Below are 25055 nucleotides of genomic sequence, written 5' to 3'. Positions count from 1 at the left end.
CTCTTCAACTATTACGATTTCATTCCTGTTTTTCTAACCGAAAATTAACTTTTTGTTACAAAATAAACGACTCTTCAAATTTTGTTAATCTGTATTTGGCTTTCCAATTGTTTGTTTAACTTTGTTAAAAATCATTTATCACATGAAACAAACGGCACTACTTATTATCGCATTTATAACTTTCTCATGCTCACAAGCTCAGAAAACAAGTTTTTCTAAAGAAGCTTTGTCTGAAAAATTATTAACTCTTGAAGGAGATCAGACTTCCTTCAAAAGCATTTTAAAAAAATATAAAGGAAAAACTTTAGTGATTGAAGTTTGGGCTTCATGGTGTGGCGACTGCGTAAAAGCAATGCCAAAAGTTAAGGAGCTGCAAGCTAATAATCCTGATGTTTCGTATTTATTTCTTTCTGCTGATAAAACAGCTGAAAAATGGAAAATCGGAATTGAAAAACACGAATTAAAAGGCGATCATTTTATGATGAACGACGGTATGAAAGGTGTTTTTGGAAAAGCGATCGATTTAGACTGGATTCCAAGATACATTATCATTGACAAAACAGGGAAAATTGTTCTTTACCGTGCTATCGAAACTGATTTTGATAAAATCAATGAAACTTTAAAAAGTTTAAAACAAGCTTAAACAGCACACAAATCACAACAAAAAACAAAAAATTAAAAAATAACAAAAACTACCAAAATGAGAAAAAAGATTGTTGCAGGAAACTGGAAAATGCATAAAAACGCAGCACAAACTGAAGAATTGTTAAGCGAATTAATCACTAAAATACCAGCACAAACTACTGCACAAGTAATCGTTGCTCCAACATTTGTAAACTTACAAGCTGCTGTAGCAAAAGTAAAAAACACAACTATTGGTGTTGCTGCTCAAAACGTTCACCAGGCTGAAGGCGGTGCTTTTACAGGAGAAATTTCTGCAGATATGTTAACAAGTATTGGTGTTAATACAGTAATTTTAGGTCACTCTGAGCGTAGAGCTATTTTCCACGAAACTGATGCATTAATCGCAAATAAAGTAGATACAGCTTTAAAGCATGATTTAACTGTAATTTTCTGTTTTGGAGAAGAATTAAAAGATCGTCAATCAGGAAATCATTTCAATATTGTTGAAAACCAATTACGTGACGGAATTTTCCACATTGCAAAAGAATCTTGGACAAAAGTTGTTTTAGCTTATGAGCCAGTTTGGGCAATTGGAACTGGAGAAACTGCTTCGCCAGAACAAGCACAGGAAATGCACGAATTTATCAGAGAAACGATCCGTAAAGCTTTTGGAGCTGAAATCGCTGATGAAGTTTCTATTTTATACGGTGGTTCTGTAAAACCAGACAATGCTAAAGAAATTTTCTCTAAACCAGACGTTGATGGTGGTTTAATTGGAGGTGCTGCTTTAAAAGCAGATGATTTCTTAGCAATTGTAACGGCTATCTAAATTTATTAGCCACAGATTAAAAAGATTTACACAGATTTTATTTTCTGTGACTTTTCGCCACGAATTCACGAATTCAAATTAAAAAAATTAGTGAATTCGCGGCAGAAAAAAAATCCATTTAATCCTTTTAATCTGTGGCAGAAAAAAAACATAAGCGATACTTAAATAGTATCGCTTTTTTTATGTTTTAAATAATTCTTAAATTAATAATGTTCGTTTAGATTTTTAAACAACTTCTGCTTTGGATTCTTACCTTTGCAAAAAAATTATTTATGTCGAATATTTATTTAGGATATCATTTTACAATTGAGCCAAAAGAACTTGGATCAGAAATTTTAGTGGCTGAATTAGGCGAAAAAGCTTTTGAAAGTTTTACAGAAACAGAAAACGGAATTTCGGCTTTTGTGAAGAAAGATTTATGGGATGAGAATATTCTGGATGATATTTATATTTTACAATCAGAAGAATTTAAAATTGAATATACAATTGAAGAAATCGATCAGGTAAACTGGAACGAAGAATGGGAAAAAAATTTCGAACCTATTGATGTTGACGGAAAATGCCATGTTCGCGCTCCTTTTCACCCAAAAACCGATGCTGAATTTGATATCGTAATCGAACCTAAAATGAGTTTTGGAACCGGACATCATGAAACTACACATATGATGATTCAGCATTTATTAGAAATGGATGTAAAAGGTCTTAAAACTTTAGACATGGGATGCGGAACTGCTATTTTGGCTATTTTGGCAGAAATGAAAGGCGCTGAACCAATCGACGCTATTGATATTGACAATTGGTGTTATTTAAATTCTATTGAAAATGCCGAACGCAATAATTGCAAACATATTAGCGTTTACGAAGGCGATGCTGCTTTATTAGCCGGAAAAAAATACGATTTAATTATTGCTAATATCAACAGAAATATTTTGTTGAACGATATGCAGAGTTACGTAGATTGCCTAAACAAAAACGGAATTATATTATTTAGCGGTTTTTATGAAGAAGACATTCCGTTTATCGATGCATCAAGCACTGAAAAAGGATTGACTTATGTTAAAAAACTTCAAAGAAACAACTGGGTTTCATTAAAATACGTAAATTAGTTAGTAGTAATTACAGCAGTACAAAAAACTAAAAAGAAATGAGTACTAAAGAAAAAGTAAGAGAAAGAGTTCGCGAAAAAGAAGCGACCGGATTCAATAACGAAATCATTGTGTATAATGACGATGTAAACACTTTTGACCACGTAATTGATACCTTAATGCGCGTGTGTGACCACACACCAGAACAAGCAGAACAATGTTCCTTAATTGTACATTACAACGGAAAATGCACTGTAAAAACAGGGCCAATGGATAAATTAAAACCTCAATGTACACAACTTTTGGAAGCCGGACTGAGCGCCGAAATTGTTTAATTTACCAATAATTTAAAAAACATTCTATTTTATTTTATATTTGAAATAAAATAGAATGTTTTTTTATGGAAGAATATGGAAAAATATTAATTATCGCAATGCCGATTTTTCTGGTTTTAATTGTAATTGAAAAACTATACGGCATTTACAAAAAGAACGATACTGCTCCATTAATCGACAGCGTTTCCAGTATCAGCTCCGGAATTACTAATTCTGTAAAAGATGTTTTAGGGCTCAGCGTCACTTTTCTTTCCTATGAATGGATGGTTTCTAAAATTGCCCTTTTTCATCAGGAAGCCAATATTCTCTCCTATTTTATTGCCTTTTTTGTTATCGATTTTTATGGCTATTGGAGCCATCGACTGGCACATCAAATTAATTTTCTTTGGAACAAACATGCTATTCATCACAGCAGTGAAGAGTTTAATCTCGCCTGTGCACTTCGTCAGCCCATTGCGAGTTTAGTTAATTTGTTTACTTTCTTGTTGATTCCTGCTGCGTTATTAGGCGTTCCGGCTTCTGTAATTGCTATTACGCTTCCGCTCCATTTGTTTTTACAATTTTGGTATCATACCAAACACATTAAAAAAATGGGATTTGTAGAGCACATTTTAGTAACGCCTTCACATCATCGTGTTCATCACGCTATAAACCCTGAATATTTAGATAAAAACCATTCACAGATCTTTATTTTCTGGGACAAACTCTTTGGCACTTTTCAGGAAGAATTAGATGATGTTCCACCCGTTTACGGAATCACAAGGCCAGCCAATACCTGGAATCCCATAAAAATAAATTTTCAGCATTTGACGTTATTAATAAAAGATGCCTGGCGTGCCGAAAGCTGGAAAGACAAACTTACAATCTGGTTTAAACCAACTGGGTGGCGGCCTGAAAATTTCGAACAAAAATATCCTGTAAATAAAATTGAAGATGTTTTTAATTTTGATAAATACGGAACGCAGAATTCGCAAAAACTAATTTATTGGTCGGTTACTCAAATTCTAATTACGCTTTTGTTTGTGAGTTTTCTTTTTGATAATATTGCCAAAATTGGCCTGCCCAATATCTTTGTTTACGGATTTTTTATCCTCGTTACCATTTACAGCAATTCTGAATTAATGGACAAAAGCAGGTTTGCCATTTTTTGGGAAGGTTTCAGGTTGTCGATCGCCATTATAATTATAGCATTTTACGGCGATTGGTTTGGTTTAAATTCAGTTTTCTCCTTTAGTAATTATATAATTCTGGGCTATTTAAGTGTATCATTTTTAACCACGATTTACTTTGTAACCATCGATTTTAAAACTAACCAAAACCAAACCATAAACCCACAAACCACATAATGAAAAACGCTGTATTCTTTAAAATTTATATTGCTTTCAGCTTTATATATTTACTGCTTTTATACTTGGAATATGAAAGTTTAGACTGTTATTTAAAACCGGCTTTAATTCCGTTATTAATTCTTGGAGTGTATTTTTCTAAAAAATTTCCAACGCAAAATATTCTTTTAACGGCATTGGTATTTTCATGGATTGGCGATGTAATTTTGCTTTTTGCAGATATTGCCGAAATCTATTTTATCTTGGGATTAGTTTCTTTTCTAATCTCTCACATCATTTATTGCGTACTTTTTAATAGACAGATTAAAGAGAAAATGAAAAGGGACACTATAATTTTTATTTTCGGAAGCCTTGTTATTGCCTGTTATTTAATCGGAATGTTATCAGTTTTACTACCTGCTTTAGGCGATTTAAAAATCCCGGTTATCGTTTATGCCAGCGTAATTTCTGTTATGCTTTTGTTTGCTTATAACGGACTTTTAATCTGGAAAAAACCTGCAAATCAATATGTCTTTTTTGGTGCATTATTTTTTGTTGTTTCAGATAGTATTTTGGCAATCAACAAGTTTCATATGCCAATTCAGAAAAGTTCGTTTATTATTATGCTTACTTATCTTGTGGCACAATATCTGATTGTAAAAGGTATATTAAAACTGAATTCAAAAAAGGAAGCTTAATAGCACGCAGATAATACAAATTATCACTGAGTTTTTTTATTCTATTTCTTTTTGAATTTATAATCTGTGACAAAAAACCTTTTACATTTGTGTGACCAAAATAAACCTCAACCATGAAAAAAATTAGTCTTTTTATTGTTCTATTAATTTCAGTAACTTCTTGTATCAGTACAAAATCTACTTTGAAAAATGTAGATGACAATGCACCTGATTTAATTTTAAATAAGAATAATACGTTTGTTATTACACAGTATAGTAAAGACAAAAAATATGGCTATGATCCTGATTATCCTGTAAATATATTTTTTAGAAATACGCAGGATGAAGCGACAAATGAGGTTCGTTTTTTGAATGCTTTAGCCGGACCAAACGGTGAAAAAATTACTTATAAAAGATTAGAAACCTGTTGTCCTTTTCCAACTAAAAGAAGCAGTATGGGCGCGGGATTTTTAAATGTATACGAATTAACTTGGGAAGGGCAAAAAAAGCCTATAATGCTTTATTTAAATATTTATGAAAAGGGAATTTTAATGGTTCCGATGGGATTGAGTTTGAAGAAGGAGTAAATAATAATTATATATTAAACCCTATATGTTAGGAATAACTCCTCTCGTTTTAATCGTTCTTCCTTTATTATTTCAAATAATATTTGGAACAATCTCTGTTTTCAGAAATTATTCTTTTAAGTTTAAAACCGTATGTATAACTAATATAGTTCTTCAATTTGTTTTCGCAATTACTTCTTATTGTATTGCTTCTTATAATTTTTCAAAATACTTTGAACAATATCCAAATTCACCAAGATGCGGAATGCCATTTGTTGGTTTAATTGGACTTACTTTTATTTCTGCTTTAATTCTTCTTGTTGTTATTGTTGTGCAATATTTTATTAAAAAAAATTACAAATAGTTAGATTACTAAAATGATCAAATCGAAATCTGCCTTTATTATTTTTTTAATTCTATTACTTCTATTATTTCCTTATCATATCATCTATTTGCAATCAGATTTTTTATCATCAATGATTCCAGGCTGGCATACCAATGTTATTGCAGGAAGAACAATTTCAAATTTAATTAAGTTCATTATTCTTTTTATAACCACAGTTTATTATTGGAAACTTTCTAAAATTACAGACAAATTAAATTTAAAAAAATTCCTTATTCATTTTTTAATGACATTTCCTGCAGTTTTTATTGGACTGCTAAGCGTTTTTGAACTATTTGATCTTCATTCTTTAGATGCTGATAGTTTTGTAAATCTTATACAAATAATTGTCTTTATAAATATTTGCATTAACATTCTATTTTTTACTGGACAAATTTTGTTTGGATTACATTACCAAAAACTAAAAAAACAATTGCGATAAATAAAATGGTTCAAAAAGAGTTTATTATACGAAGAGGAATTACAGATAACTATCCTCGAAAATTATTCATTAATGAAAACGAGTTAAAATTCGAGAGTAAAGATCTAAGAAATGATTCATTTGTTACCTTCAAAAAAGATCAAATTTTAGAATATAGTTACGGAGTAAAGTGGATGCAATATAAATTTACTTTTGGACGTGAGTATATAATTTCAATTCGAAGTAATGATAATCAAGTTATCAAGATTAATTTCAAAACTTACTTTGGCAGAAAGAAAGACGAATATCATAAACTTTGTAATGACATATTATTATCACTTTGGGATTTTTATTTTGGAGATTTAACTTCAAATTATATCCAGAAATCTGAACAAGGCGAAGAATTCAAAATTGGTGAAGTTATTTTTAATAAAGATGGTTTAAGCATAATTAGCAATTCATCTTTAAAACAAAAAAACGTACTAATTCCGTGGGAAAAAGTTCGAACTAAAAGATATTCAACCTATTTCGCTATTTATTCTAAAGATGATGCAGTTAATGTTAATCGTGGTTACAGCTATTTAAATGACTGGAATACTACAGTTTTGTTAAATGTATTAAATGCTGTATTAGCAAAAAAGAATATTGTTAATGATTAATCCTCGTTAGCATGAGCGGGACGCTCGCGTTAACAGCGCATTGGTAACAAGCTGGCAAAAGAAAAAATCAAAAAAATCGAATTCAAAACTTACTGAATTTGTAACTTTACAAATAAGCATTTCTATATGCTTCTAACACTCTTGTTTCTTATCGAAACAAATAAAATTTAATCAAATGGAACAATCAAAAAAATATAAAATTGAAGCTCCAAGTTTCGATTTACAGCAATATTTAAACAGAATCAATTTTTCAGAAGAAATTAAATTAGACTTATCTGGAATAAAAAAACTGATGCAAAGTCAGATATTTAGTGTGCCTTTTGAAAATCTTGATGTACAGGCAGGTAAAACAATTTCTCTTCTTGGTGATGATATTGTAAGCCACATCGTAACTAAAAATCGTGGCGGCTATTGCTATCAGGTTAACGGAATCTTTTCTTTATTACTTCAGGAAATTGGTCTTCCACATTATTATATTGCGGTACGTCCATTGGTTAATCCTATTCCAAATGCTAAAACGCATTTAGCAATTATTGCTGAAATTGAAAATGAAGATTATTTGATTGATTTAGGATTTGGAGGTAATAGTATTAGAGAACCTTTAAAACTGAGTCAAATTGGAACTGAAATTCAGCAGGATTTTGACACTTTTACTTTGGTAAAAACAGAAGATGATGACTATTTACTGCAAATAAAAATTGGAAAAGAATGGTCTGATTTATATTCGTTTGATTTAACTCCTCAACGATGGATCGATTTTAAACCTGCCAATCATTACAATTACTCGCATCCTGATTCATTTTTCACACAAAACTTAATTGTGGTTTTACAGAACCCGTTAGGCAAAAAAATACTATTTAAAAATTCGATAAAATCAGTAACAAACGGAGTTACTGAGCTTATTCCTTTTGAAGATGATCAATTGGATAATATTTTAAAAACCGAATTTAATTTGACGGTATAATAACTCTTGTGTAGAAACTCTTACTAAAAATAAAGAAACCGATTGCGTACAGAAAAGTATTACATATTTAACAATTATTGCTCTTAAAATAATCTTAAATCTTCATCTGCTATTCATAAATCATAACTACCTTTGCAGGGCAAAAAAATAATTTTATGAACTTACAACATATTCCACAAATTAAGCATACTGACAGCGGGAATTTCTTTTTATTGGCGGGACCTTGCGCTATTGAAGGAGAGGAAATGGCTCTTAGAATTGCTGAGAAATTAGTTGGTATTACCGACAATCTTAAGATTCCTTATGTTTTTAAAGGATCATTTAAAAAAGCAAACCGTTCCAGAATTGACAGTTTTTCTGGAATTGGGGACGAAAAAGCTTTAAAAATTTTAAGAAAAGTTTCTGAAACTTTTCACATTCCAACAGTTACAGATATTCATACTAACGAAGATGCTGACATGGCAGCACAATACGTTGATGTTTTACAAATTCCGGCATTTTTAGTGCGTCAGACTGATTTAGTTGTGGCAGCTGCAAATACGGGAAAAGTGGTAAACTTGAAAAAAGGGCAATTTATGAGTCCTGAAAGTATGAAACATGCTGTACAAAAAGTATTAGACTGTAATAACGAAAATGTTGTCGTTACAGATCGCGGTACTATGTTTGGTTACCAAGACATGATTGTTGATTTTAGAGGAATTCCTACTATGCAGCAATATGCAACAACGGTATTAGATGTTACGCATTCTTTACAACAGCCAAACCAAACTGCCGGAGTTACGGGCGGAAGACCTGATATGATCGAAACTGTTGCTAAAGCTGGTATTGCAGTTGGTGTTGACGGAATTTTTATCGAAACACATTTTGACCCTGCAAACGCAAAAAGTGATGGCGCTAACATGCTTCATTTAGACTATTTTGAAGGTTTAATGAATAAGCTTGTTGCTATCAGAAAAACAGTTAACTCATTTTAAATTTAATACATTACGTTCATTGAAAACAAATATTTTAGTTTTCTTCTTATTGTGTTTTTCATTAAACACTTTTGCTCAGGAAGAAATACCTGTACAAAAATATACTGCTCACAACAAAGGTAAATTCTTTGTAATGTGGGGTGGTAACAGAGAAAGTTACTCAAAATCTGATGTAACTTTTACTGGAAAAGATTATAAGTTTAGAGTAGAAGATATGTCTGCTCATGATAAACCAAAAGGATGGCATGTTGATTATATCAACCCTGCTAATATGACAATTCCTCAAACGAATTTGAGATTGGGTTATTTCTTTAGTGATCACTATAGTGTTACAATTGGTGTAGATCATATGAAATATGTAATGGCTCAGAATCAAACAGCAAAAGTTAATGGTTATATTAATTTACCTGCGAATGATCCTGCTGCTGCTCTTTACAATGGAGATTACGTTAATAGACCTGTAGATATGTCTTTAAATGGTGCTATTGAAGGTGGTTATGACATGGGGGTTACTAATCCAAATGGACCTGCTTTTTTAATGTACGAGCATACAGATGGTTTGAATTACATTAATACAGAGGTTTCAAGATTTGATGATATTTCGAAATTGTTCAGTCTTCCAAATATTGACAAAGTACAGATTAACTTGACTGAAGGATTAGGAGCCGGTATTTTATATCCTAAAACCAATACTACTCTTTTAGGAAAAGAACGACATGATGATTTTCATGTTTCTGGTTACGGTATTTCTGCAAAAGCGGGTCTAAATATTACTTTCTTCAAACATTTCTACCTTCAGGGAGAACTAAAAGGCGGTTATATCGATATGCACGATATTAAAACTACTGTAAGTAACGATGATAAGGCTTCACAGCACTTTTATTACTTTCAAAGAATTATTGCTGTTGGAGGAATCTTTAGAATCTAATATTTCTTCAAAAATATATTTTAAAAATAGTTATCATTTATTTGGTAACTATTTTTTTTATTGTTTACTTTGCAACTCAAAGTACTTTATTTACTATTTGAAAACATCATGAAAAAACAAAAATATATTTTCCTTATCATCACATTCGCACTAAGTTTTGGCTTGGCGTTATTTGTGGCTATGAAAGTTTTCCCCAATAATCCGTTTTCAAAAACAAAATCTGAAACAAAGACGGAAAGGAAAATTGAATCGAGTAAAATTCAGGAAGGAGATATTATATTTCAAACTTCACAATCTCCTCAATGCGAAGCGGTACGAATTGCAACTAATTCTAAATTTTCTCATTGTGGAATTATTTACAATGTAAACGGAAATTGGTTTGTTTTTGAAGCTGTTCAGCCTGTAAAACTTACGCCGTTTGATGAATGGATTCAGCACGGAAAAGACAATAAATATGTGGTAAAGCGATTAAAAAATGCTGATAAAGTTTTGACTCCGACTGTTCTTGAAAAAATGAAAGAGTACAGCCAGCAGTTTGATGGAAAAGAATATGACGCTTATTTTGAATGGACAGATACTAGAATTTATTGTTCTGAATTGGTTTGGAAGATATATAAAAACGCCGCTGGAATCGAGCTTTCAAAACTAAGAGAATTGAAGAGTTTTAATTTAGAAGACCCAAGAGTTCAAAAAATATTAAAAGAAAGATATGGCAATGAAATTCCGTTAGAGGAAAAAGTGGTTGCCCCTTCTGACCTGGACGATTCAAATTTGCTTAAAACTATAATTGATAATTATTAAAATTCGACAAAAAAGCTAATTTTAAAACCAATTAGCTTTTTTATTTGATTATTCACTTTGAAACTCAAAGAACTTTTAACTAACCAAGTATGAGAGATTATTTAATTGAAAAATTATACGAAACCACTAAAAAGCCTTATCAGAAGTATTTTAAGAAAAATGATCCGTGGGAAATCAATAAAACCGAATTAATGAATTTCCCAAAAGATAGTTTGGGGTATGGTTTAGGAAATTTTCTCTACAAACATCATTTTGATATTCAGGAAAAACTGGAGGATCATGATATTATTCATGTTTTAACCAATACTGGAATTTCTGTTTATGAAGAAATCGGGATGCAGTATTACCTTCTTGGAAATGGAAAAAGAAGCTTGTATTTGTTTATGGTTATTTTAACTGGGACAATATTTTATCCTAAGAAAATAAAATATTTCATGGAGCAATTTAAAAGAGGAAAACAAGCACATTCGTTCTATTATTTGGATTTTTCAAAAATGCTTTTGATACCTATCGAACCTATTCAACAAACATTTAAAATTTAAAACTTATGAAAACAATCAACCATAAAACATTTGAAGAAAAACAATCTACTGAATTAGCAATTGGGTCTTTCATCATCATTACAATACTATTCATACTTTATATTGTTACAAACCAAAGCCCGAACATTCTTGTAATTGCCTGGCCATTTGCATTTTCAGCCATAATTGTAAATGCTATAATGTTCATTCACTTAACAGACCGGTTTATTCATCTTCCTGAACAAAGAAGAGATATTGCGGTTAAAATTTTAATTCTGCTTTCTAATATTCCAATTACGTTTTTTTACTACTTACTAGTAATGAAAAATTAAAATTTAGAATTTCATCTAATAAAAAAGCTGCGAGTATAAACTCGCAGCTTTTAGATATATCGATTTTAAAAATCTTAGTTTGCAGAAGGAAGAATAATTCCTGTTTGGTCAATTAAATAAAGTAACGAAGTCATTGTTGCTGCTCCAAGTTCTAATTCTCTTTTATTGATGGCATCAAATTTATCGTTTGCTGCATGGTGATAATCAAAATAACGCTGAGAATCTGGTTTTAATCCTGCTTTAACAATTGCTTTAGACGTCAAATGATTAATATCAGAACCTGCATGTCCAATTGTAAAACTATGTACTAAATAAGGCTCAAAAAAGTCTTTAAACCCTTGTATTTTTTTCAAATTTGCATCATCAGCTTCAATAGAAAATCCTCTTGGAGAAAATCCGCCTGAATCACTTTCTAATGCAAAAATATGGTTTTCATTGTTTTGTTTTGAAAGCTCTTCGTACTTAGCACCACCTTTTCCACCATTTTCTTCGTTCATAAATAATACTACACGAATTGTATTTTTTGGTTTGTAATTTAAGTTTTTAAGAATACGGATAGCTTCCATACTTTGTACTACTCCTGCTCCATCATCATGAGAACCATCGGCTAAATCCCAAGAATCTAAGTGTCCGCCCACAACCATAATGTTTGATGGGTTTACAGATCCTGTTAATTCTCCAACTACGTTATGAGATAATACATCTGTCAATGTTTCGCAAGATTGTTTGAAATAAAATTTTACAGCTGGATTTACTTTTAAAGTTTTACTTAATAATTCAGCTCCATTTGTACTAATTGCTGCGGTTGGAATATATTGCTCTTTTGGCAAATCACCATAACTCTGCGCTCCTGTATGAGGGAAATCGTCTAAACGTAAATTCATTGAACGAACAATTGTTCCCACAGCTCCTAGTTTAGCAGCTTCTTTTGCACCGGCATATCTTTGGTCTACACACGCACCATATGAAGTAAAAGTTTCGATATTTTCAGGATTCATTGGTCTGTTATAAAAAACAATTTTTCCTTTTACTTTATCAGCACCTAATTCGTTCAATTCTTTAATTCCCTGCACTTCAATTATTTCTGCTGTAAGTCCAGTTTTTGGAGTAGCAACAGATCCGCCTAATGCACAAATTGGCACAGCAGTTTTTACTTTTCCATCTACGATAAAAGCAGTTTCTTTTTCACCGCGAACCCAGTGAGGAACCATAACTTCCTGCAGATAAACTTTATCAAGTCCAAGAGTTTCTAATTGTCTTTTTGTATACTCAACAGCTTCTGCAGCACCTTTTGATCCAGATAAACGGCTTCCGATATCATTTGAAAGATATTCTAACCAAGAATAACATTTAGCTTCGGTTAAAGCTTTTTTATAAAATAATTTAATGTTTTTTTCATCATTTGACTGAGCAAAAGATGCGGTCAATCCATTTAAAACTAATGCAGTTAAAAGAATCGTTTTTTTCATAATTTTAATAACATTTTGGGGTTATGTTGCTTTTTTGGCTTCTCTTACAAAGAAACAAAATTCTGTAGAACTGTCAGAGTTTTTTCGCAGCCTTTTCTCAAAAAAAAACTCTAATTATAAACCTTTTTTGTTCATAATTAGAGTTTTTCTTATTTTCTTTAAAATAATGTTACTTTACTTCGATAATCTTATTTTTTGTACCGATTCCGTTTTCATTAAAAGGCTCAATTGTAAAATAATACTTTGTTCCTTTGTCTAAACCTCTAAAATCGTACGTGTTATCTCCATAAACCATAATACTGTTGTATAATTTATCCGGAGTAATTCCGTAATAAATATTATATCCTACAGCATCATTTTGTTTTTTCCACGAAATCATAGCGTTTCTTGAATCTGCTTTATTTCTGTCTACTTTAAAAGATGAAATTGCTTTTGGTTTTTCTGATAATCCATTTCCAAAAACCCTGAAATCAGAAATGGCAAACAAGCCAGATGCATTGTGAATGTTAACCATTTTGATGTAACGCGCTTTAAACGATTTTGTTAATTCAACATAATCATGTGGAGCATCTTTATCATTTTTAGATTTATCTACAACCAAAGTCCAGTTTTGTGCATCATCAGACATGAATATTTTATACTGATAATAAATATCCATTGCCTTATTATACTGAGTTGCTTTATGATCTGCATAATTGATCTGCAGCGCCTTAATTTCCATTTGACGGCCTAAATCCATTTGAAGCCATTCGTCCGGATTGCCTGTTTTAGCAGACCAATAGGTTTGGATATTTTCATCGGTTAAATTTTCAGGACCATAACAAAATTTCTCGTAGACTTTTTTTCCGCCATTATCCATTCTGTGTGTTTCAACTTCTAAACATTCCTCAGAAGAAGAAACCGTTACAGGCTTTTTATAAGAAAGCAGCATCCATCCAGATGAAGCTCCTTTTGTCTGGTCACGATTACCAGTTGGAAGAACGATTGGAAAATCTCCATAAGACGTTATCGAATACATGACATCATCTTTATCAAAACCAGCCGGAAACATATCGATACGACGCTCAAAACGATCTTTTATAGATATTTTACATGTTCCTGTGTTCCAATAATTTCCGTAATTATCTGCAAAAGTATTTCCGTGTCCCGCACCAATTACAAATCCGCCCGGTTTATACGACATTGGATTGTGTTTTTGATACGTAAATGGTCCTAACGGATTATCTCCAACATGAACTCCGTTTGCATAACCTTTAAATTCGGTTGCCGGAGCGCCATATTGCATATAATATTTTCCATTGTGTTTTGTCATCCATGCTCCTTCAATAAAATTTCCCCAAGGTGCCGGTTCCATGTCATTATTTGGGCCAAAACGTTCCCAGCCGTGAGCTGCAGGATCTAAAATAGCAACTTCTTTGATCTGTCCATACGGGCGCTGAATATCTTCTACTTCTGTTGCTTTGTATAATTGTGCATAATCTGCCTGATTTCCTTTTGGAAGCCATGTATTGTAATCAACTTCAGTACCTACAAGCGGCAGTTTTCCGCTTGAACCATAATACATATATACTTTCTTATCATCATCCTGAAAAATGGTAGGATCCCAAGTTGGCAGCATAGCTTTGTCTACGTGACGTGTCCATCTTCCCGATTTTGGGTCGGCAGTTTTCCAAATTGGATGATCTCTATTCCATGTTGAACCCACATAAAATAAGGTATCGTTTACAACCCACGCCGCAGGTGCACATTGATCATCGTCGCCGGGTTTTCTTTGAAAACTTCCGTAAACGAAATTCCAATCTGACATGTCTTTACTCCAAAAGAAACCTGCCTGATTGGTAGCAAATAAATAGTATTCGCCTTTATAAGTGATAATTACAGGATCAGCACTTGAACGGCGCGATTCAGGAATTCCGTTATGATTGTGAGTCGTAAAATTATAGCCAATATTAATTGGGTTACAATATGTCGTTGCGGGTTTATTTGGGTCAAACCAATCTGTTTTTCCGGGAATATTAGCTTTTTGCGACCAAATACTTGTTGTACAGGCAGCTAAAAGCAATAGGAATATCTTTTTCATTTGTATTCTTTTTAAGTTTATATAGAATTCAATCTCTTAGTAAAATGATGATGAAAATCTATTTTTTTTCTTTTAATCTTTCGCTTAAAAGTTCAGGTTCGTTTGTGGTAATGTAATTGAATTTATTCGCTATAATCCAATCCATATCAGCGGCTTCGTTAACTGTCCAGGCATTTAGAATAATCTTATTTTCTTTTGCTTCCTTAATCCATTCGGGATGTTTTTTAAACACTGAATAATGATAATCGACACCTGAAATATTATCTGCTTTTACTTCTTTTGGAGATTTATTTCCTTCTAAATACTGTAAAACGGTTTTCTGGTCAACTTGTCTAATTTGTTTTAGAATTTCATAGTCGAAACTTATATAGCAGGTGTTTTTATCTGCTTTTAGCTTTTTAATGATTTCAACAGACATTAACGCCGTTTTTTGTCCTCTTTCTTTACTAATTTCCGAAGGTTTTATTTCGCAGACTAAAAGAGTTTGTTTGTTATTCTTTTTTCCTTCTGAAATGTATTCGTGTAATGTTGGGAGTTTTTCTCCATTAGAAAGTTTAAACTTTATTAAGTCAGCATAATTGGTTTGTTCGATAAGCAATTTGTTATAATGCGCATCGTGATTGATTACAAGCGAATCATCTGCAGTTCTCCAAACGTCAAATTCTGAACCGGGTAATTTTAAATCAATGGCATGTCTTAAAGATGCGATCGAATTTTCAGGAAGGTTATTTTTTTTCCATGCGCCGCGATGTGCCACTATTGCATTCTCCTTTACACAGCATGATTGAAAAACAATTATTACTGCTAAAAAAAGTAGTATTCTGAGTGCTTTAATAGTCTTCATTATTTTAAAATTATGTTTTATAAAAATGTTGTTTTATAAAAAAAGCCCTCCGTCAACCAAACGGAGGGCCTTACTAATCAATAAACCAACTATTTAGTTAACTCAAAACTAACTTTCTTGTCGGCAGTTGAATTTCCTCCAACGAAAATATCGAACTGTCCAGGTTCTGCTGCGAATTGCAAATCAGAATTATAAAATTTTAAATCTTCAACAGTAATATCAAAACTTACTGTTTGTTTTTCACCTTTTTTAAGTGCTATTTTTTGGAAACCTTTCAATTCTCTAACTGGTCTTGTTACTGAACCAACTAAATCTCTAATGTATAATTGAACTGTTTCTTTTCCGTTAAAATTTCCTGTATTTGCTACATCAACCGTTACCTTTAGTTTTCCGCTGAAATTCATTTTATCAGAAGAAATTTTAAGGTTTGAATAATCAAAAGTCGTATAGCTTAAACCAAATCCGAATGGGAATAATGGTTCGTTTCTTTCGTCAATATAGTTTGATCTGAATTTTTCGAATTTTCCTTCTGTATTAGAAAGTGGTCTTCCTGTATTTTTGTGTGCGTAGTAAATTGGTAACTGCCCTACACTTCTTGGGAAAGTTGTTGTTAATTTTCCAGAAGGATTTACATCTCCAAATAAAACATCTGCAATTGCGTAACCCGCTTCCGTACCAGCAAACCAAGCATTTAAAATTGCAGGAACAGTTTTTTCTTCATCAGTAATTACTAACGGACGTCCGTCAAATAAAACTACAACAACTGGTTTTCCAGTTTTTAATAATGCATTTAATAAATCTTTTTGTGCTTGTGGAATTTCTAAATTCGTACGGCTGCTTGATTCTCCGCTCATTTCTGCAGATTCTCCAATAGCAGCAATAATTACATCAGATTGCTGAGCAACTTTTACAGCTTCTGCTAATAATTCTTCTTTTGAACGTGCATCACGGTGTAATGTTTTTCCAAACATTGTTGCTTTAGTTTCAAATTCTTCGTCGTAATCTAAATTACTTCCTTTAGCATATAAAACTTTTGTTGATGATCCTGCAACTTCTTTAATTCCTGCCAATAATGAAACGGCATTTTCCATTCTTGTAGCCACACTCCATGTTCCCGGCATGTTTTCTTTAGCATCTGCCAAAGGTCCGATTAAACCAATAGTTCCTGATTTTTTAAGAGGTAATAATTGGTTTTGATTTTTTAATAAAACCAATGATTGTGCAGCAATTTGACGTGCTTCTTTTCTGCTGTCTGTTGTGAAGATCTCCGTTTTAGCTCTTTTTTCGTCGCAATATTTATATGGATCCTGGAATAATCCTAAGTCATATTTTGCTTCTAAAATTAGTCTAACTGCATTGTCAATTGTTTCGATAGAAACTCTTTTTTCGTCTAATGATTTTTTCAAAGTTCCTAAGAAACCTTCTCCAACCATATCCATTTCTACACCAGCGTTTAATGCCAAAGCAGAAACATCCTGAAGATTACCCATTCCGTGTTCGATCATTTCAGGGATTCCTGTAAAATCTGTTACTACGAAACCTTTAAAACCCCATTGTTTTCTTAAAACATCTGTCATTAACCATTTGTTTCCTGTTGCAGGAATTCCGTCAATTTCATTGAAAGACGCCATAACTGAGCCTACTCCAGCGTCAACAGCTGCTTTGTAAGGTGGAAAATAATCGTTAAACATTCTGATATGACTCATGTCAACTGTGTTGTAATCACGACCTGCTTCTGGTGCACCATATAATGCAAAGTGTTTTACACAAGCTAAAATGGAGTTGTTTTTTGAAAGGTCATGCTGTTGGTATCCGTTTACCATTGCTTTTGCAATCTGGCTTCCTAAGTACGGATCTTCTCCTGAACCTTCAGAAACTCTTCCCCAACGCGGGTCGCGAGAGATATCTACCATTGGCGAAAATGTCCAGTTGATTCCGTCTGCACTTGCTTCTTTTGCTGCAATCTGCGCACTTCTTTCAATTAAAGCCATATCCCAAGTACAAGATAATCCTAACGGAATTGGGAATGTTGTTTCGTAACCGTGAATAACGTCCATACCAAAAAGTAATGGAATTTTTAAACGGCTTTGTTCGACAGCAATTTTTTGTACTTCTTTAATTTTTTGTACTGATTTTATATTGAACAAACCGCCCACTTTTCCTTCTGCGATATTTTTTGCAACATTTGAGCTGTTTGCCTGTCCTGTTGTAATATCACCAGATGTTGGTAAATTTAACTGTCCTAATTTCTCTTCTAATGTCATTTTTGACATTAATTCTGCTACAAACTCTGACTTAGGTTTAATTTTCACTGTACTTTTTGTGCTCTTTTTTTGAGCGTAACCCAAAACAGCACATCCTAAAAAAAGTAAGACTAATTTGTTTTTCATTCTATAATATTTATTTGTTCGTATTCGATTTTTTCTGTTTCAACATCCAGTCATAAATTTCGGGATTGTCGTAAACTCGTGTCCAGCTGTCGTGTCCAGCATCATCAAAAATAGTTAACTGAACGTCTTTTGCATTACATTTTTTTAATTCTTTGTAAACGCTTATGGCATAATCTACTTTTACCACATCATCTAATAATCCGTGGAAAATTCTGGTTGGAATATTGGCTATTTCACAAGTTTTCTCTAACTGAATTAAATCTACAAAACCAGCGACAGGTACGTTTGCGGCAAATAGATCCGGATGTGCAAAAGCCAAATTCCACGAAGCCCAGCCTCCTGAGCTCAAACCAGTAACATATATTCGTTCTGAATCAATTTTGTTTTCCTTCTGAATTTTTAAAATCAGTTCGTAAATTGATTCTGTATCCCAATTCTCCTCTTCTTTGCATTGCGGCGCTAAAATATAAGCGTCTAACTGATGCGTTTTTAAATATTTAAAAGGACCATGAATTTTTACTTTTTCAATGTCTGTCCCTTTTTCTCCATCACCTGAAATAAAAACTATTAATGGCTTTTTATCTTTTGTATTGGCTGGTTTATGCAATATGTAGCCTAATTCATTATTCGTTACAATAACTGTTTTTATTTTTCCGGTGGTTTCACTTTGTGCAAAACTTAATGCAGAAATAAACAGCAGTGCTAAACCTAGTTTGTATTTCATAATAGATTATTTCTTAAATACCGTATTTTCCAGATGTAAATCCAAGTTTTTTTAGACCTTGTTTTACTTCTGGTGCATTCATGAATAACTTCCACAATAAACCAGTTCTGTAGTTTTCTATCATTACTACTTCAGGTCCTTGATCAATAGCTAAATAACGTTTTGCAACCCAATTGTTTCCTAAACTTAGAGCGTCATAAAAACCAGCTTCTCCCCAAGTTTCTTTTTTATGATTGTCATATAAGTTTCGGATTACTGCCATTGATTCTTTTGGTGTGTATACTATAGAACTTATTGCTGCAGTTGGTGAAATAACTTCCTGATCATTACTTGGCATGTGGGCATTATAACCAATAGATCCATCAGGATTTCTTGAATAAGATGCTGTTAATCCCCAATAATCTGCTCCGTAACCTTTTACTTTCTTTGGGTTTTCTATTGCGTATTGGTAATTTATTTTGGTTTGATTTACGTTCAAATCCCAATAATTCGCGTATTTATCTTTCAATTGATTTGGATCTAAACCAACATAAGAATAATGTGCCCAAAATAAAGGACCTCCAAATTCTTCTGCTCCATTGTGTTTTAAAACTAACGGAATGTTATATTTTGTTTTAGAAGAAACAATTCCACCGCTTCTCGCCCATCCTTCGTGATATGCTTTTGCATCTATTGTATGCGTTGGAGATGAAGCTGCCATAACGTAGGTAATCAAACATTCATTATATCCTTGTAGTGGAAAATTCATTTCCCAAGCATAACTTGGCGACCAGTGCCAGTATAAAACATTTTTATTGTTTGTATACCACTGCCAGTCAACGCCTTTCCAAAGTACATCGTATTTTTGCGCTACAGCTTTTTCTTTTTCAGAGCCATCTTTAAGATATTCACGAACTGTAATCATCCCTGCAACCAAGAATGAAGTTTCGACTAAATCGCCGCCATTATCCTTGGTTCCAAAAGGTTTTACTTTTCCTGTATTTCCATCGATCCAATGTGACCATGCGCCATGAAAACGATCTGCTTTGCCTAAAAAATCTGCAATTTTGTTAAGTCTTTCTACTCCTTGTTCTTTTGTGATATAACCTTGAGACATTCCTGAAACCAAGGCCATTAATCCAAAACCTGAACCTCCTGTTGTAACGATATTTGAATCGTTTTCAGGATAAACTCCGTCTGGATGAAAACGTTCTCTGGCTAATCCGGAATTTGGTTCTGCATAATCCCAGAAGTATTTAAAAGTTTGTTTTTGAACAGCATCAAGAAGCTGTTCATCTGTTAATGCAACACCAGAAGTATTTTCTTCTGCATTTCCTTTTGATTTCTCAGCATTGGATCCACAACTAAAAAAAGTAAAAGCTAAAAATAAAACTGAAATTCTAATCATTATAAAAATTTAAATATTGAATAAATAATCACTTCCTTCAAAAGTTTGAAGGAAGTGATTTTAAGATTTTAGTAACCGCCTGGGTTTTGAGATGAATATCCTACTGCTTGTTGAAGGAAACTAGATGGGATTGGATATAATTCGTGTTTTCCGACCACAAATGTTTTACCGTCTGCTGCCATAGCTGCCTCTGCCTGACCAGTTCTAATAATATCAAACCATCTGTCGTGTTCAAAAGCAAGTTCTACTCTTCTTTCTTTGTAGATTGCTTTTCTTACATCTGTTTGAGATACTGCAGGAGTATCACCTAAATTAGCTCTGTGTCTTACCTGATTTAATAAAGGGATAGCAGCTGCTGTCTGTCCTAATTCATTTAAAGCTTCGGCTTTCATTAATAAAACCTCAGCATATCTCAAATATCTAAGATTTGTATCTGTAAATTCCTGATTGTAAAAAGCTGATGAATATGCTTTATAATTATATCTAGGATTGCTAACTGTTGAAGCTACTTCTCTTCCATCATACAAAGTTGTTCCTCTAAAGATAATTGTTGCATTTTTTCTAACGTCACCTGGCTCATACGCATTTGCTAAACCTTCTGTTGGGGTATTGAAGCCCCAGCCCCAGCCTCCAGCTCCTCGAGGTGCTTGAGACACTGAATAATTTCCAATTCCAAATCCTGGAGAAGAAGTTCCCCCAATTCCATTAATTTCAAAAATTGATTCTGAACCAAATTCTCCTTCCTTTTTAAACTGTAAAGAATAATCTGAAACTAAAGTATATCCAGTCACTTTATCACAATTATCAACTACTTTCTGCCAGTTTTTTTGATATAAATTTACTTTAGCCAATAATGCATAAGCAGATCCTTTTGAAACTCTTGCAACATCTTTACCAGTATAAGTAGATTTTAATGGTAATGTTTCAATCGCTCTGTTTAGATCACTTTCAATAAAAGCATAAACTTCTGCCGGAGTTTTACGGGTCAACTGCATAATTTTATCGTCTGCATTTCCTGGAATTGGTAAATGATCAACAATAGGCACTCCTCCAAATCCTTTTACCAAAGTAAAATACATAAATGCTCTTAAAAATTTAGATTCACCTTCTAATCTGTTTTTTAAAGAAGGAGTTACTTTATCTAATTTTGGTAAAATTGCAAGTGCTTGATTAGCTCTATTGATACCTGCATAATTATAATCCCAAATACTTTTAAATGAAGGTGTTGAGGCATTATAAGTTAAATTGTCTAAAACATCTTTATCTGTTCCTGTATCTCCAGGATCAGAACCTTTATCTGCATCATCTGAGATAATACTTGTTGCTCCGTTCCATGCAAATGATGACATATCCCAAGATAAAAATATATTGTAAATCCCATCTATCATTGTTGTTGCGTCCTGATCATTATTAATTAACTCTGGATCAGCAGGCTTATTTTCTGTTGGATTTACATCTAAAAAATCATCTGAACATCCAGATAAAAATAGAGATGCAAGCACAAAAAGTGATATATATATCTTTTTCATAATATTAAAATTTTAAATTAGCCCCAATTACAAACGTTCTTAATGCCGGGTATGCATCCAACTCAATTCCTTGAGTTCCTTTAATCACCTCACCGTCTCCTACAACTTCAGGAGAAAAACCTGAGAATTTTTGGCTAATAAACGGATTCATTGCGTTTACGTAAATTCTGCAATAGTTAATAAATCCATCTTCGTTAAGAGGCAGTTTGTATCCTAATGTAATATTATTGATTCTAAAATAATCCGCAGATTCTAAGTAATAAGTTGATGCAACTGGAACTTGGTTAAATGGTGCAGGGTTTGAAGCATTAGTATTTGTTGGAGTCCAATAATCATTAACAAGAGATGCTTCTACATTTTCTCCATAAAAACGCTGCGATTTTTTACCATTGTAAACTTTAGCTCCCGCAGTACCATAACCATCTACAGAGAAATCAATTCTTTTATAGTTTAACCCTAATGTGATTCCGTAATTAGAACTTGGTAAAACTGTACCTACGTATTTTCTATCACGATTTTGGTCTAATGCACCCTGAGCTACTTTGTCTCCGTTTGCATTATAATAAAGCATTTGTCCATTTGCCGGATCTACACCTGCATATTCATAAATGTAGAAACTTCCAAGTGGTCTTCCTACTGATGTATTATCAAGTACTTTTGTCACCTGGCCATTTCCTAATGAACCTCCGTTAGTCGGTGCAATTTGAACATCTTTAAGTCTAGATAGTTCATTCTTATTATGAGAATAATTTCCTCCTATCCAATAACTTAAATTATCATTTATCTTGTCATCCCAACGCAGCGAAACCTCAATACCTTTATTAGATACTTCACCCACATGAGTTGGAGACTCTTTTGTAATTCCTGAAGGTGAATATGGTAAAACATTTAAGATTGCATTAGTTGTATTCTTATCATAAACATCAAAAGTTCCTTTTAATCTATTTTGAAAAAGTTCAATATCAAAACCTAAAGATGTTTCTTCTACAATTTCCCATCCTAAATTTGGGTCAATTTGTGAATTAATAGTAACACCTGTACCTCCGTTATAATCAACTCCAGAAGTAAATGACTGAACGTTCAATGGTACATCCTGATTTCCTAATTTACCCCAAGAACCTCTCAACTTTAATAAATCCAACCCTTTTATGTCAGACAAGAAACTTTCTTTAGTTACAATCCATCCTAAACCAACTGATGGAAATGTCCCCCAACGATTAGCTTCTGAAAATTGTGATGATCCGTCACGTCTTAAAGTACCTGTAAGTAAATATCTATCCATTAATTTGTATTGGAAACGTCCAAAATAAGATGCTAATCTTCTTTCGTTGATAGCTTCATCCTTATATCCTGTTACATTAGCTGCATATGGCACGCCCCCTAATGACCAATAATTAGAATTTGGATCAACATTTTTTCTATCAATAGATAATTTTTCTCTTGTACCAATTACATTGGCTTCAATACCCGCAGTAACTTCAATATCATGAATTTCACCAAATACTTTGTTATAAGTTAAGTAGTTTGATAAATTCCAATTGAAATATTGATCTCTATTTCTTGTCAATGTATTTTTATTCAAAGTGTTTGAATCATAAGCTGATTCAACTCTTGTAGGGTCTGCCGCTAGCCATAAAGCTAAATTATCAACATAATTATACTGTTTGTAAGTATAATATTCTCCATTAAACTGTGATGTAAACTTTAACGATTTAAGAATATCCCAATCTAATTTTAATCCACCCTGCAAAATGACAGTTTGTTGTTGCTCATTATTATAATCTAAAGCAACTACTGGATTTCCAACTGAATTAAATGAATCACCACTTTCAGATATAACTCCGTTATTTTCAAACGGAACACCATATTTTCCACTTGGGAAACGTACAGGCACAAGTGGAGATTGTCTGTAAGCAGAAGTAAAAGCACTTAAAGGCTTAGGTGTATTTTTTATAGAACTTACACTAAAGTTTTGCGTTAATCTAAGTTTTTCTGAAATTTTGAACTCATTATTACTTCTAAATGTAGTACGCCCATAATCAGTTCCATTCAAAATACCTTTTTCTTCGTAATTACCAGCACTTAAAAAATATTTGATATTTTCTGAAGATCCAGAAAGTGAGATATTATTTTGAGAATAAGTACCTGTTCTTGTTATCTCATCAAACCAATTCGTATTATATGGCTGATTTGTAGAAAATCTTCCGCTTGGATATTGAGCAGAAAAAGCGGCATTACTATATTGAATATATTGATCACTATTGGCCATTTTTACCTTCTTTAAAGGTGTTCTGAATCCCGTATAGCTGTCAACATCAACAACAAGTTTTCCTTTACCAGCTTTAGTTGTAATCATAATTACACCATTTGCTCCTCTTGTTCCATAAATTGCAAGGGCAGAAGCATCTTTTAAAATCTCATAAGAGGTAATATCATTTGTATTGATATTGTTGATATTATCAGTAGGCATACCATCAACAACGTATAAAGGATTTCTTCCTCCTAATGCTGTACCTACACCTCTAATAATGACAGAAGGTTTACTTCCTGGAGCATCCGAAGTTGCTACTTGTACCCCCGCAGCTTTACCCTGAATAGCTTGCGAAGCATTAAGAACCTTCATTTTAGTAATTTCCTCAGATTTGATTGAACTTACTGCTGAAGTATTATCAATCTTTTTTCTAGTACCGTATCCAATTACAACAACTTCTTTTAAAGCAGTGTCAGCTGATTCTTTTAAAGTAATTGTCATTGGTGCGGTAGTTGCCGGTACAGAAACTGGATCAAAACCTAACATAGAGACTTTTAAAATGTCTCCAGGTTTAGCATTGATGGTAAAGTTTCCGTCGAAATCTGCATCAGCAGTTGCTCTGGCATCAGATGAAGCGATAACCGCTCCGGGAATTCCCATTCCGCTGCTGTCAACTACTTTCCCTTTAATTGCTTGTGCTTGTCCAGACATATAGGCTGGCAATAATAAGAGCACAAATAAGCTAAAAATAAAATTTTTCATACAGTTTGTATTCGTTTAAGTTAGTAGAGCCAAATTAAGCAATTACAACGTTGTAGTACATCAAATACCACTACAGCATAGCTACATCATTGTGTTAAAACACAAGTGTATCCTAATGATTATCAGCACCATAAATGTTAAATTAATTTCATTAACATAACCTTATGATGTAGTAATGATGTGTTGTAATTATGTA

23 protein-coding genes are annotated in these 25055 nt (G+C 32.8%); 15 read left to right on the top strand and 8 right to left on the bottom strand.

The genetic code is table 11. From position 1 onward, the window contains the following. Nucleotides 1-142 precede the first annotated feature (142 nt). The 15 genes from ACODSB_RS14520 to ACODSB_RS14450 all read left to right on the top strand — a co-directional run bounded on the left by ACODSB_RS14520 (nt 143) and on the right by ACODSB_RS14450 (nt 11423). Nucleotides 143-643, top strand: coding sequence for a TlpA family protein disulfide reductase (locus tag ACODSB_RS14520; protein WP_488937580.1), 501 nt, complete (start codon nt 143-145; stop codon nt 641-643). 57 nt (nt 644-700) lie between these two features. After that, a complete protein-coding gene (tpiA, locus tag ACODSB_RS14515; RefSeq protein WP_488937579.1) occupies nt 701-1453 on the top strand; it encodes a triose-phosphate isomerase in 753 nt (250 codons plus the stop codon). A gap of 272 nt (nt 1454-1725) precedes the next feature. Then, nucleotides 1726-2559, top strand: coding sequence for a 50S ribosomal protein L11 methyltransferase (prmA, locus tag ACODSB_RS14510; protein ID WP_488937578.1), 834 nt, complete (start codon nt 1726-1728; stop codon nt 2557-2559). Nucleotides 2560-2597: 38 nt separating this feature from the next. Next, nucleotides 2598-2873, top strand: a complete 276-nt coding sequence (locus ACODSB_RS14505) for an ATP-dependent Clp protease adaptor ClpS (RefSeq protein WP_053473484.1) — start codon at nt 2598-2600, stop codon at nt 2871-2873. A 65-nt stretch (nt 2874-2938) separates the two neighbouring features. Then, nucleotides 2939-4219 (top strand): sterol desaturase family protein, encoded by a 1281-nt coding sequence (locus tag ACODSB_RS14500; RefSeq protein ID WP_488937577.1) that lies wholly within the window; start codon nt 2939-2941, stop codon nt 4217-4219. Continuing rightward, nucleotides 4219-4896 (top strand): lysoplasmalogenase, encoded by a 678-nt coding sequence (locus tag ACODSB_RS14495; protein ID WP_488937576.1) that lies wholly within the window; start codon nt 4219-4221, stop codon nt 4894-4896. The genes ACODSB_RS14500 and ACODSB_RS14495 overlap by 1 nt, the downstream gene beginning before the upstream one ends. 113 nt (nt 4897-5009) lie before the next feature. After that, nucleotides 5010-5462, top strand: coding sequence for a 2-dehydro-3-deoxyphosphooctonate aldolase (locus ACODSB_RS14490; protein ID WP_488937575.1), 453 nt, complete (start codon nt 5010-5012; stop codon nt 5460-5462). A gap of 25 nt (nt 5463-5487) precedes the next feature. After that, entirely contained in the window at nt 5488-5805 is a 318-nt protein-coding gene (locus tag ACODSB_RS14485) for a hypothetical protein (RefSeq protein ID WP_488937574.1), read from the top strand. A gap of 465 nt (nt 5806-6270) precedes the next feature. Next, nucleotides 6271-6903 carry a hypothetical protein gene (locus tag ACODSB_RS14480; RefSeq protein WP_180857667.1) on the top strand — a complete coding sequence of 211 codons (633 nt, stop codon included), beginning with the start codon at nt 6271-6273 and terminating at the stop codon, nt 6901-6903. A 175-nt stretch (nt 6904-7078) separates the two neighbouring features. Then, entirely contained in the window at nt 7079-7867 is a 789-nt protein-coding gene (locus ACODSB_RS14475) for an arylamine N-acetyltransferase family protein (RefSeq protein WP_488937573.1), read from the top strand. Between the two features lie 155 nt (nt 7868-8022). Beyond that, the gene (gene kdsA / locus ACODSB_RS14470) at nt 8023-8841 is read left to right on the top strand and encodes a 3-deoxy-8-phosphooctulonate synthase (protein ID WP_053473490.1); all 819 of its coding nucleotides are present in this window, start codon (nt 8023-8025) and stop codon (nt 8839-8841) included. A gap of 19 nt (nt 8842-8860) precedes the next feature. Further along, the gene (locus tag ACODSB_RS14465; RefSeq protein WP_053473757.1) at nt 8861-9769 is read left to right on the top strand and encodes a hypothetical protein; all 909 of its coding nucleotides are present in this window, start codon (nt 8861-8863) and stop codon (nt 9767-9769) included. Nucleotides 9770-9877: 108 nt separating this feature from the next. Continuing rightward, nucleotides 9878-10570: a YiiX family permuted papain-like enzyme gene (locus ACODSB_RS14460; RefSeq protein WP_488937572.1), complete on the top strand. Its 693-nt coding sequence runs from the start codon at nt 9878-9880 to the stop codon at nt 10568-10570. 89 nt (nt 10571-10659) lie between these two features. After that, on the top strand, nt 10660-11112 hold the full coding sequence (locus tag ACODSB_RS14455) for a hypothetical protein (RefSeq protein WP_488937571.1): 453 nt from the start codon (nt 10660-10662) through the stop codon (nt 11110-11112). A gap of 5 nt (nt 11113-11117) precedes the next feature. Continuing rightward, nucleotides 11118-11423 (top strand): hypothetical protein, encoded by a 306-nt coding sequence (locus ACODSB_RS14450; RefSeq protein ID WP_488937570.1) that lies wholly within the window; start codon nt 11118-11120, stop codon nt 11421-11423. 74 nt (nt 11424-11497) lie between these two features. Here ACODSB_RS14450 and ACODSB_RS14445 read toward each other — a convergent pair whose 3' ends face one another. The 8 genes from ACODSB_RS14445 to ACODSB_RS14410 form a co-directional block, all read right to left on the bottom strand. Then, nucleotides 11498-12892: a M20/M25/M40 family metallo-hydrolase gene (locus tag ACODSB_RS14445; protein WP_488937569.1), complete on the bottom strand. Its 1395-nt coding sequence runs from the start codon at nt 12890-12892 to the stop codon at nt 11498-11500. A 169-nt stretch (nt 12893-13061) separates the two neighbouring features. Continuing rightward, entirely contained in the window at nt 13062-14972 is a 1911-nt protein-coding gene (locus ACODSB_RS14440) for a discoidin domain-containing protein (RefSeq protein WP_488937568.1), read from the bottom strand. A 58-nt stretch (nt 14973-15030) separates the two neighbouring features. Beyond that, nucleotides 15031-15816 carry a glycerophosphodiester phosphodiesterase family protein gene (locus ACODSB_RS14435; protein ID WP_488937567.1) on the bottom strand — a complete coding sequence of 262 codons (786 nt, stop codon included), beginning with the start codon at nt 15814-15816 and terminating at the stop codon, nt 15031-15033. Nucleotides 15817-15905: 89 nt separating this feature from the next. Further along, a complete protein-coding gene (bglX, locus tag ACODSB_RS14430; RefSeq protein ID WP_488937566.1) occupies nt 15906-18206 on the bottom strand; it encodes a beta-glucosidase BglX in 2301 nt (766 codons plus the stop codon). 10 nt (nt 18207-18216) lie between these two features. After that, entirely contained in the window at nt 18217-18930 is a 714-nt protein-coding gene (locus ACODSB_RS14425) for a carboxylesterase family protein (RefSeq protein WP_488937565.1), read from the bottom strand. A gap of 13 nt (nt 18931-18943) precedes the next feature. Then, complete coding sequence (locus ACODSB_RS14420) at nt 18944-20317, bottom strand: glucoamylase family protein (RefSeq protein ID WP_488937564.1); 1374 nt, start codon at nt 20315-20317, stop codon at nt 18944-18946. Between the two features lie 68 nt (nt 20318-20385). Continuing rightward, entirely contained in the window at nt 20386-21846 is a 1461-nt protein-coding gene (locus tag ACODSB_RS14415; RefSeq protein WP_180857655.1) for a RagB/SusD family nutrient uptake outer membrane protein, read from the bottom strand. Between the two features lie 4 nt (nt 21847-21850). Further along, nucleotides 21851-24859, bottom strand: coding sequence for a SusC/RagA family TonB-linked outer membrane protein (locus tag ACODSB_RS14410; protein ID WP_488937563.1), 3009 nt, complete (start codon nt 24857-24859; stop codon nt 21851-21853). Nucleotides 24860-25055 lie beyond the last annotated feature (196 nt).

It is taken from the genome of Flavobacterium sp. FG68 (genome assembly GCF_057808895.1).
The sequence above is the reverse complement of the archived record's forward strand: the minus strand, read 5'-3'. Positions and strand labels throughout refer to the sequence as shown.

Bases quoted from the DNA above. Each gene is read 5' to 3' on its own strand.
- ACODSB_RS14520 (WP_488937580.1), top strand. From the start codon at position 143: ATGAAACAAACGGCACTACTTATTATCGCATTTATAACTTTCTCATGC.
- tpiA (WP_488937579.1), top strand. From the start codon at position 701: ATGAGAAAAAAGATTGTTGCAGGAAACTGGAAAATGCATAAAAACGCA.
- prmA (WP_488937578.1), top strand. From the start codon at position 1,726: ATGTCGAATATTTATTTAGGATATCATTTTACAATTGAGCCAAAAGAA.
- ACODSB_RS14505 (WP_053473484.1), top strand. From the start codon at position 2,598: ATGAGTACTAAAGAAAAAGTAAGAGAAAGAGTTCGCGAAAAAGAAGCG.
- ACODSB_RS14500 (WP_488937577.1), top strand. From the start codon at position 2,939: ATGGAAGAATATGGAAAAATATTAATTATCGCAATGCCGATTTTTCTG.
- ACODSB_RS14495 (WP_488937576.1), top strand. From the start codon at position 4,219: ATGAAAAACGCTGTATTCTTTAAAATTTATATTGCTTTCAGCTTTATA.
- ACODSB_RS14490 (WP_488937575.1), top strand. From the start codon at position 5,010: ATGAAAAAAATTAGTCTTTTTATTGTTCTATTAATTTCAGTAACTTCT.
- ACODSB_RS14485 (WP_488937574.1), top strand. From the start codon at position 5,488: ATGTTAGGAATAACTCCTCTCGTTTTAATCGTTCTTCCTTTATTATTT.
- ACODSB_RS14480 (WP_180857667.1), top strand. From the start codon at position 6,271: ATGGTTCAAAAAGAGTTTATTATACGAAGAGGAATTACAGATAACTAT.
- ACODSB_RS14475 (WP_488937573.1), top strand. From the start codon at position 7,079: ATGGAACAATCAAAAAAATATAAAATTGAAGCTCCAAGTTTCGATTTA.
- kdsA (WP_053473490.1), top strand. From the start codon at position 8,023: ATGAACTTACAACATATTCCACAAATTAAGCATACTGACAGCGGGAAT.
- ACODSB_RS14460 (WP_488937572.1), top strand. From the start codon at position 9,878: ATGAAAAAACAAAAATATATTTTCCTTATCATCACATTCGCACTAAGT.
- ACODSB_RS14455 (WP_488937571.1), top strand. From the start codon at position 10,660: ATGAGAGATTATTTAATTGAAAAATTATACGAAACCACTAAAAAGCCT.
- ACODSB_RS14450 (WP_488937570.1), top strand. From the start codon at position 11,118: ATGAAAACAATCAACCATAAAACATTTGAAGAAAAACAATCTACTGAA.
- ACODSB_RS14445 (WP_488937569.1), bottom strand. From the start codon at position 12,892: ATGAAAAAAACGATTCTTTTAACTGCATTAGTTTTAAATGGATTGACC.
- ACODSB_RS14440 (WP_488937568.1), bottom strand. From the start codon at position 14,972: ATGAAAAAGATATTCCTATTGCTTTTAGCTGCCTGTACAACAAGTATT.
- ACODSB_RS14435 (WP_488937567.1), bottom strand. From the start codon at position 15,816: ATGAAGACTATTAAAGCACTCAGAATACTACTTTTTTTAGCAGTAATA.
- bglX (WP_488937566.1), bottom strand. From the start codon at position 18,206: ATGAAAAACAAATTAGTCTTACTTTTTTTAGGATGTGCTGTTTTGGGT.
- ACODSB_RS14425 (WP_488937565.1), bottom strand. From the start codon at position 18,930: ATGAAATACAAACTAGGTTTAGCACTGCTGTTTATTTCTGCATTAAGT.
- ACODSB_RS14420 (WP_488937564.1), bottom strand. From the start codon at position 20,317: ATGATTAGAATTTCAGTTTTATTTTTAGCTTTTACTTTTTTTAGTTGT.
- ACODSB_RS14415 (WP_180857655.1), bottom strand. From the start codon at position 21,846: ATGAAAAAGATATATATATCACTTTTTGTGCTTGCATCTCTATTTTTA.
- ACODSB_RS14410 (WP_488937563.1), bottom strand. From the start codon at position 24,859: ATGAAAAATTTTATTTTTAGCTTATTTGTGCTCTTATTATTGCCAGCC.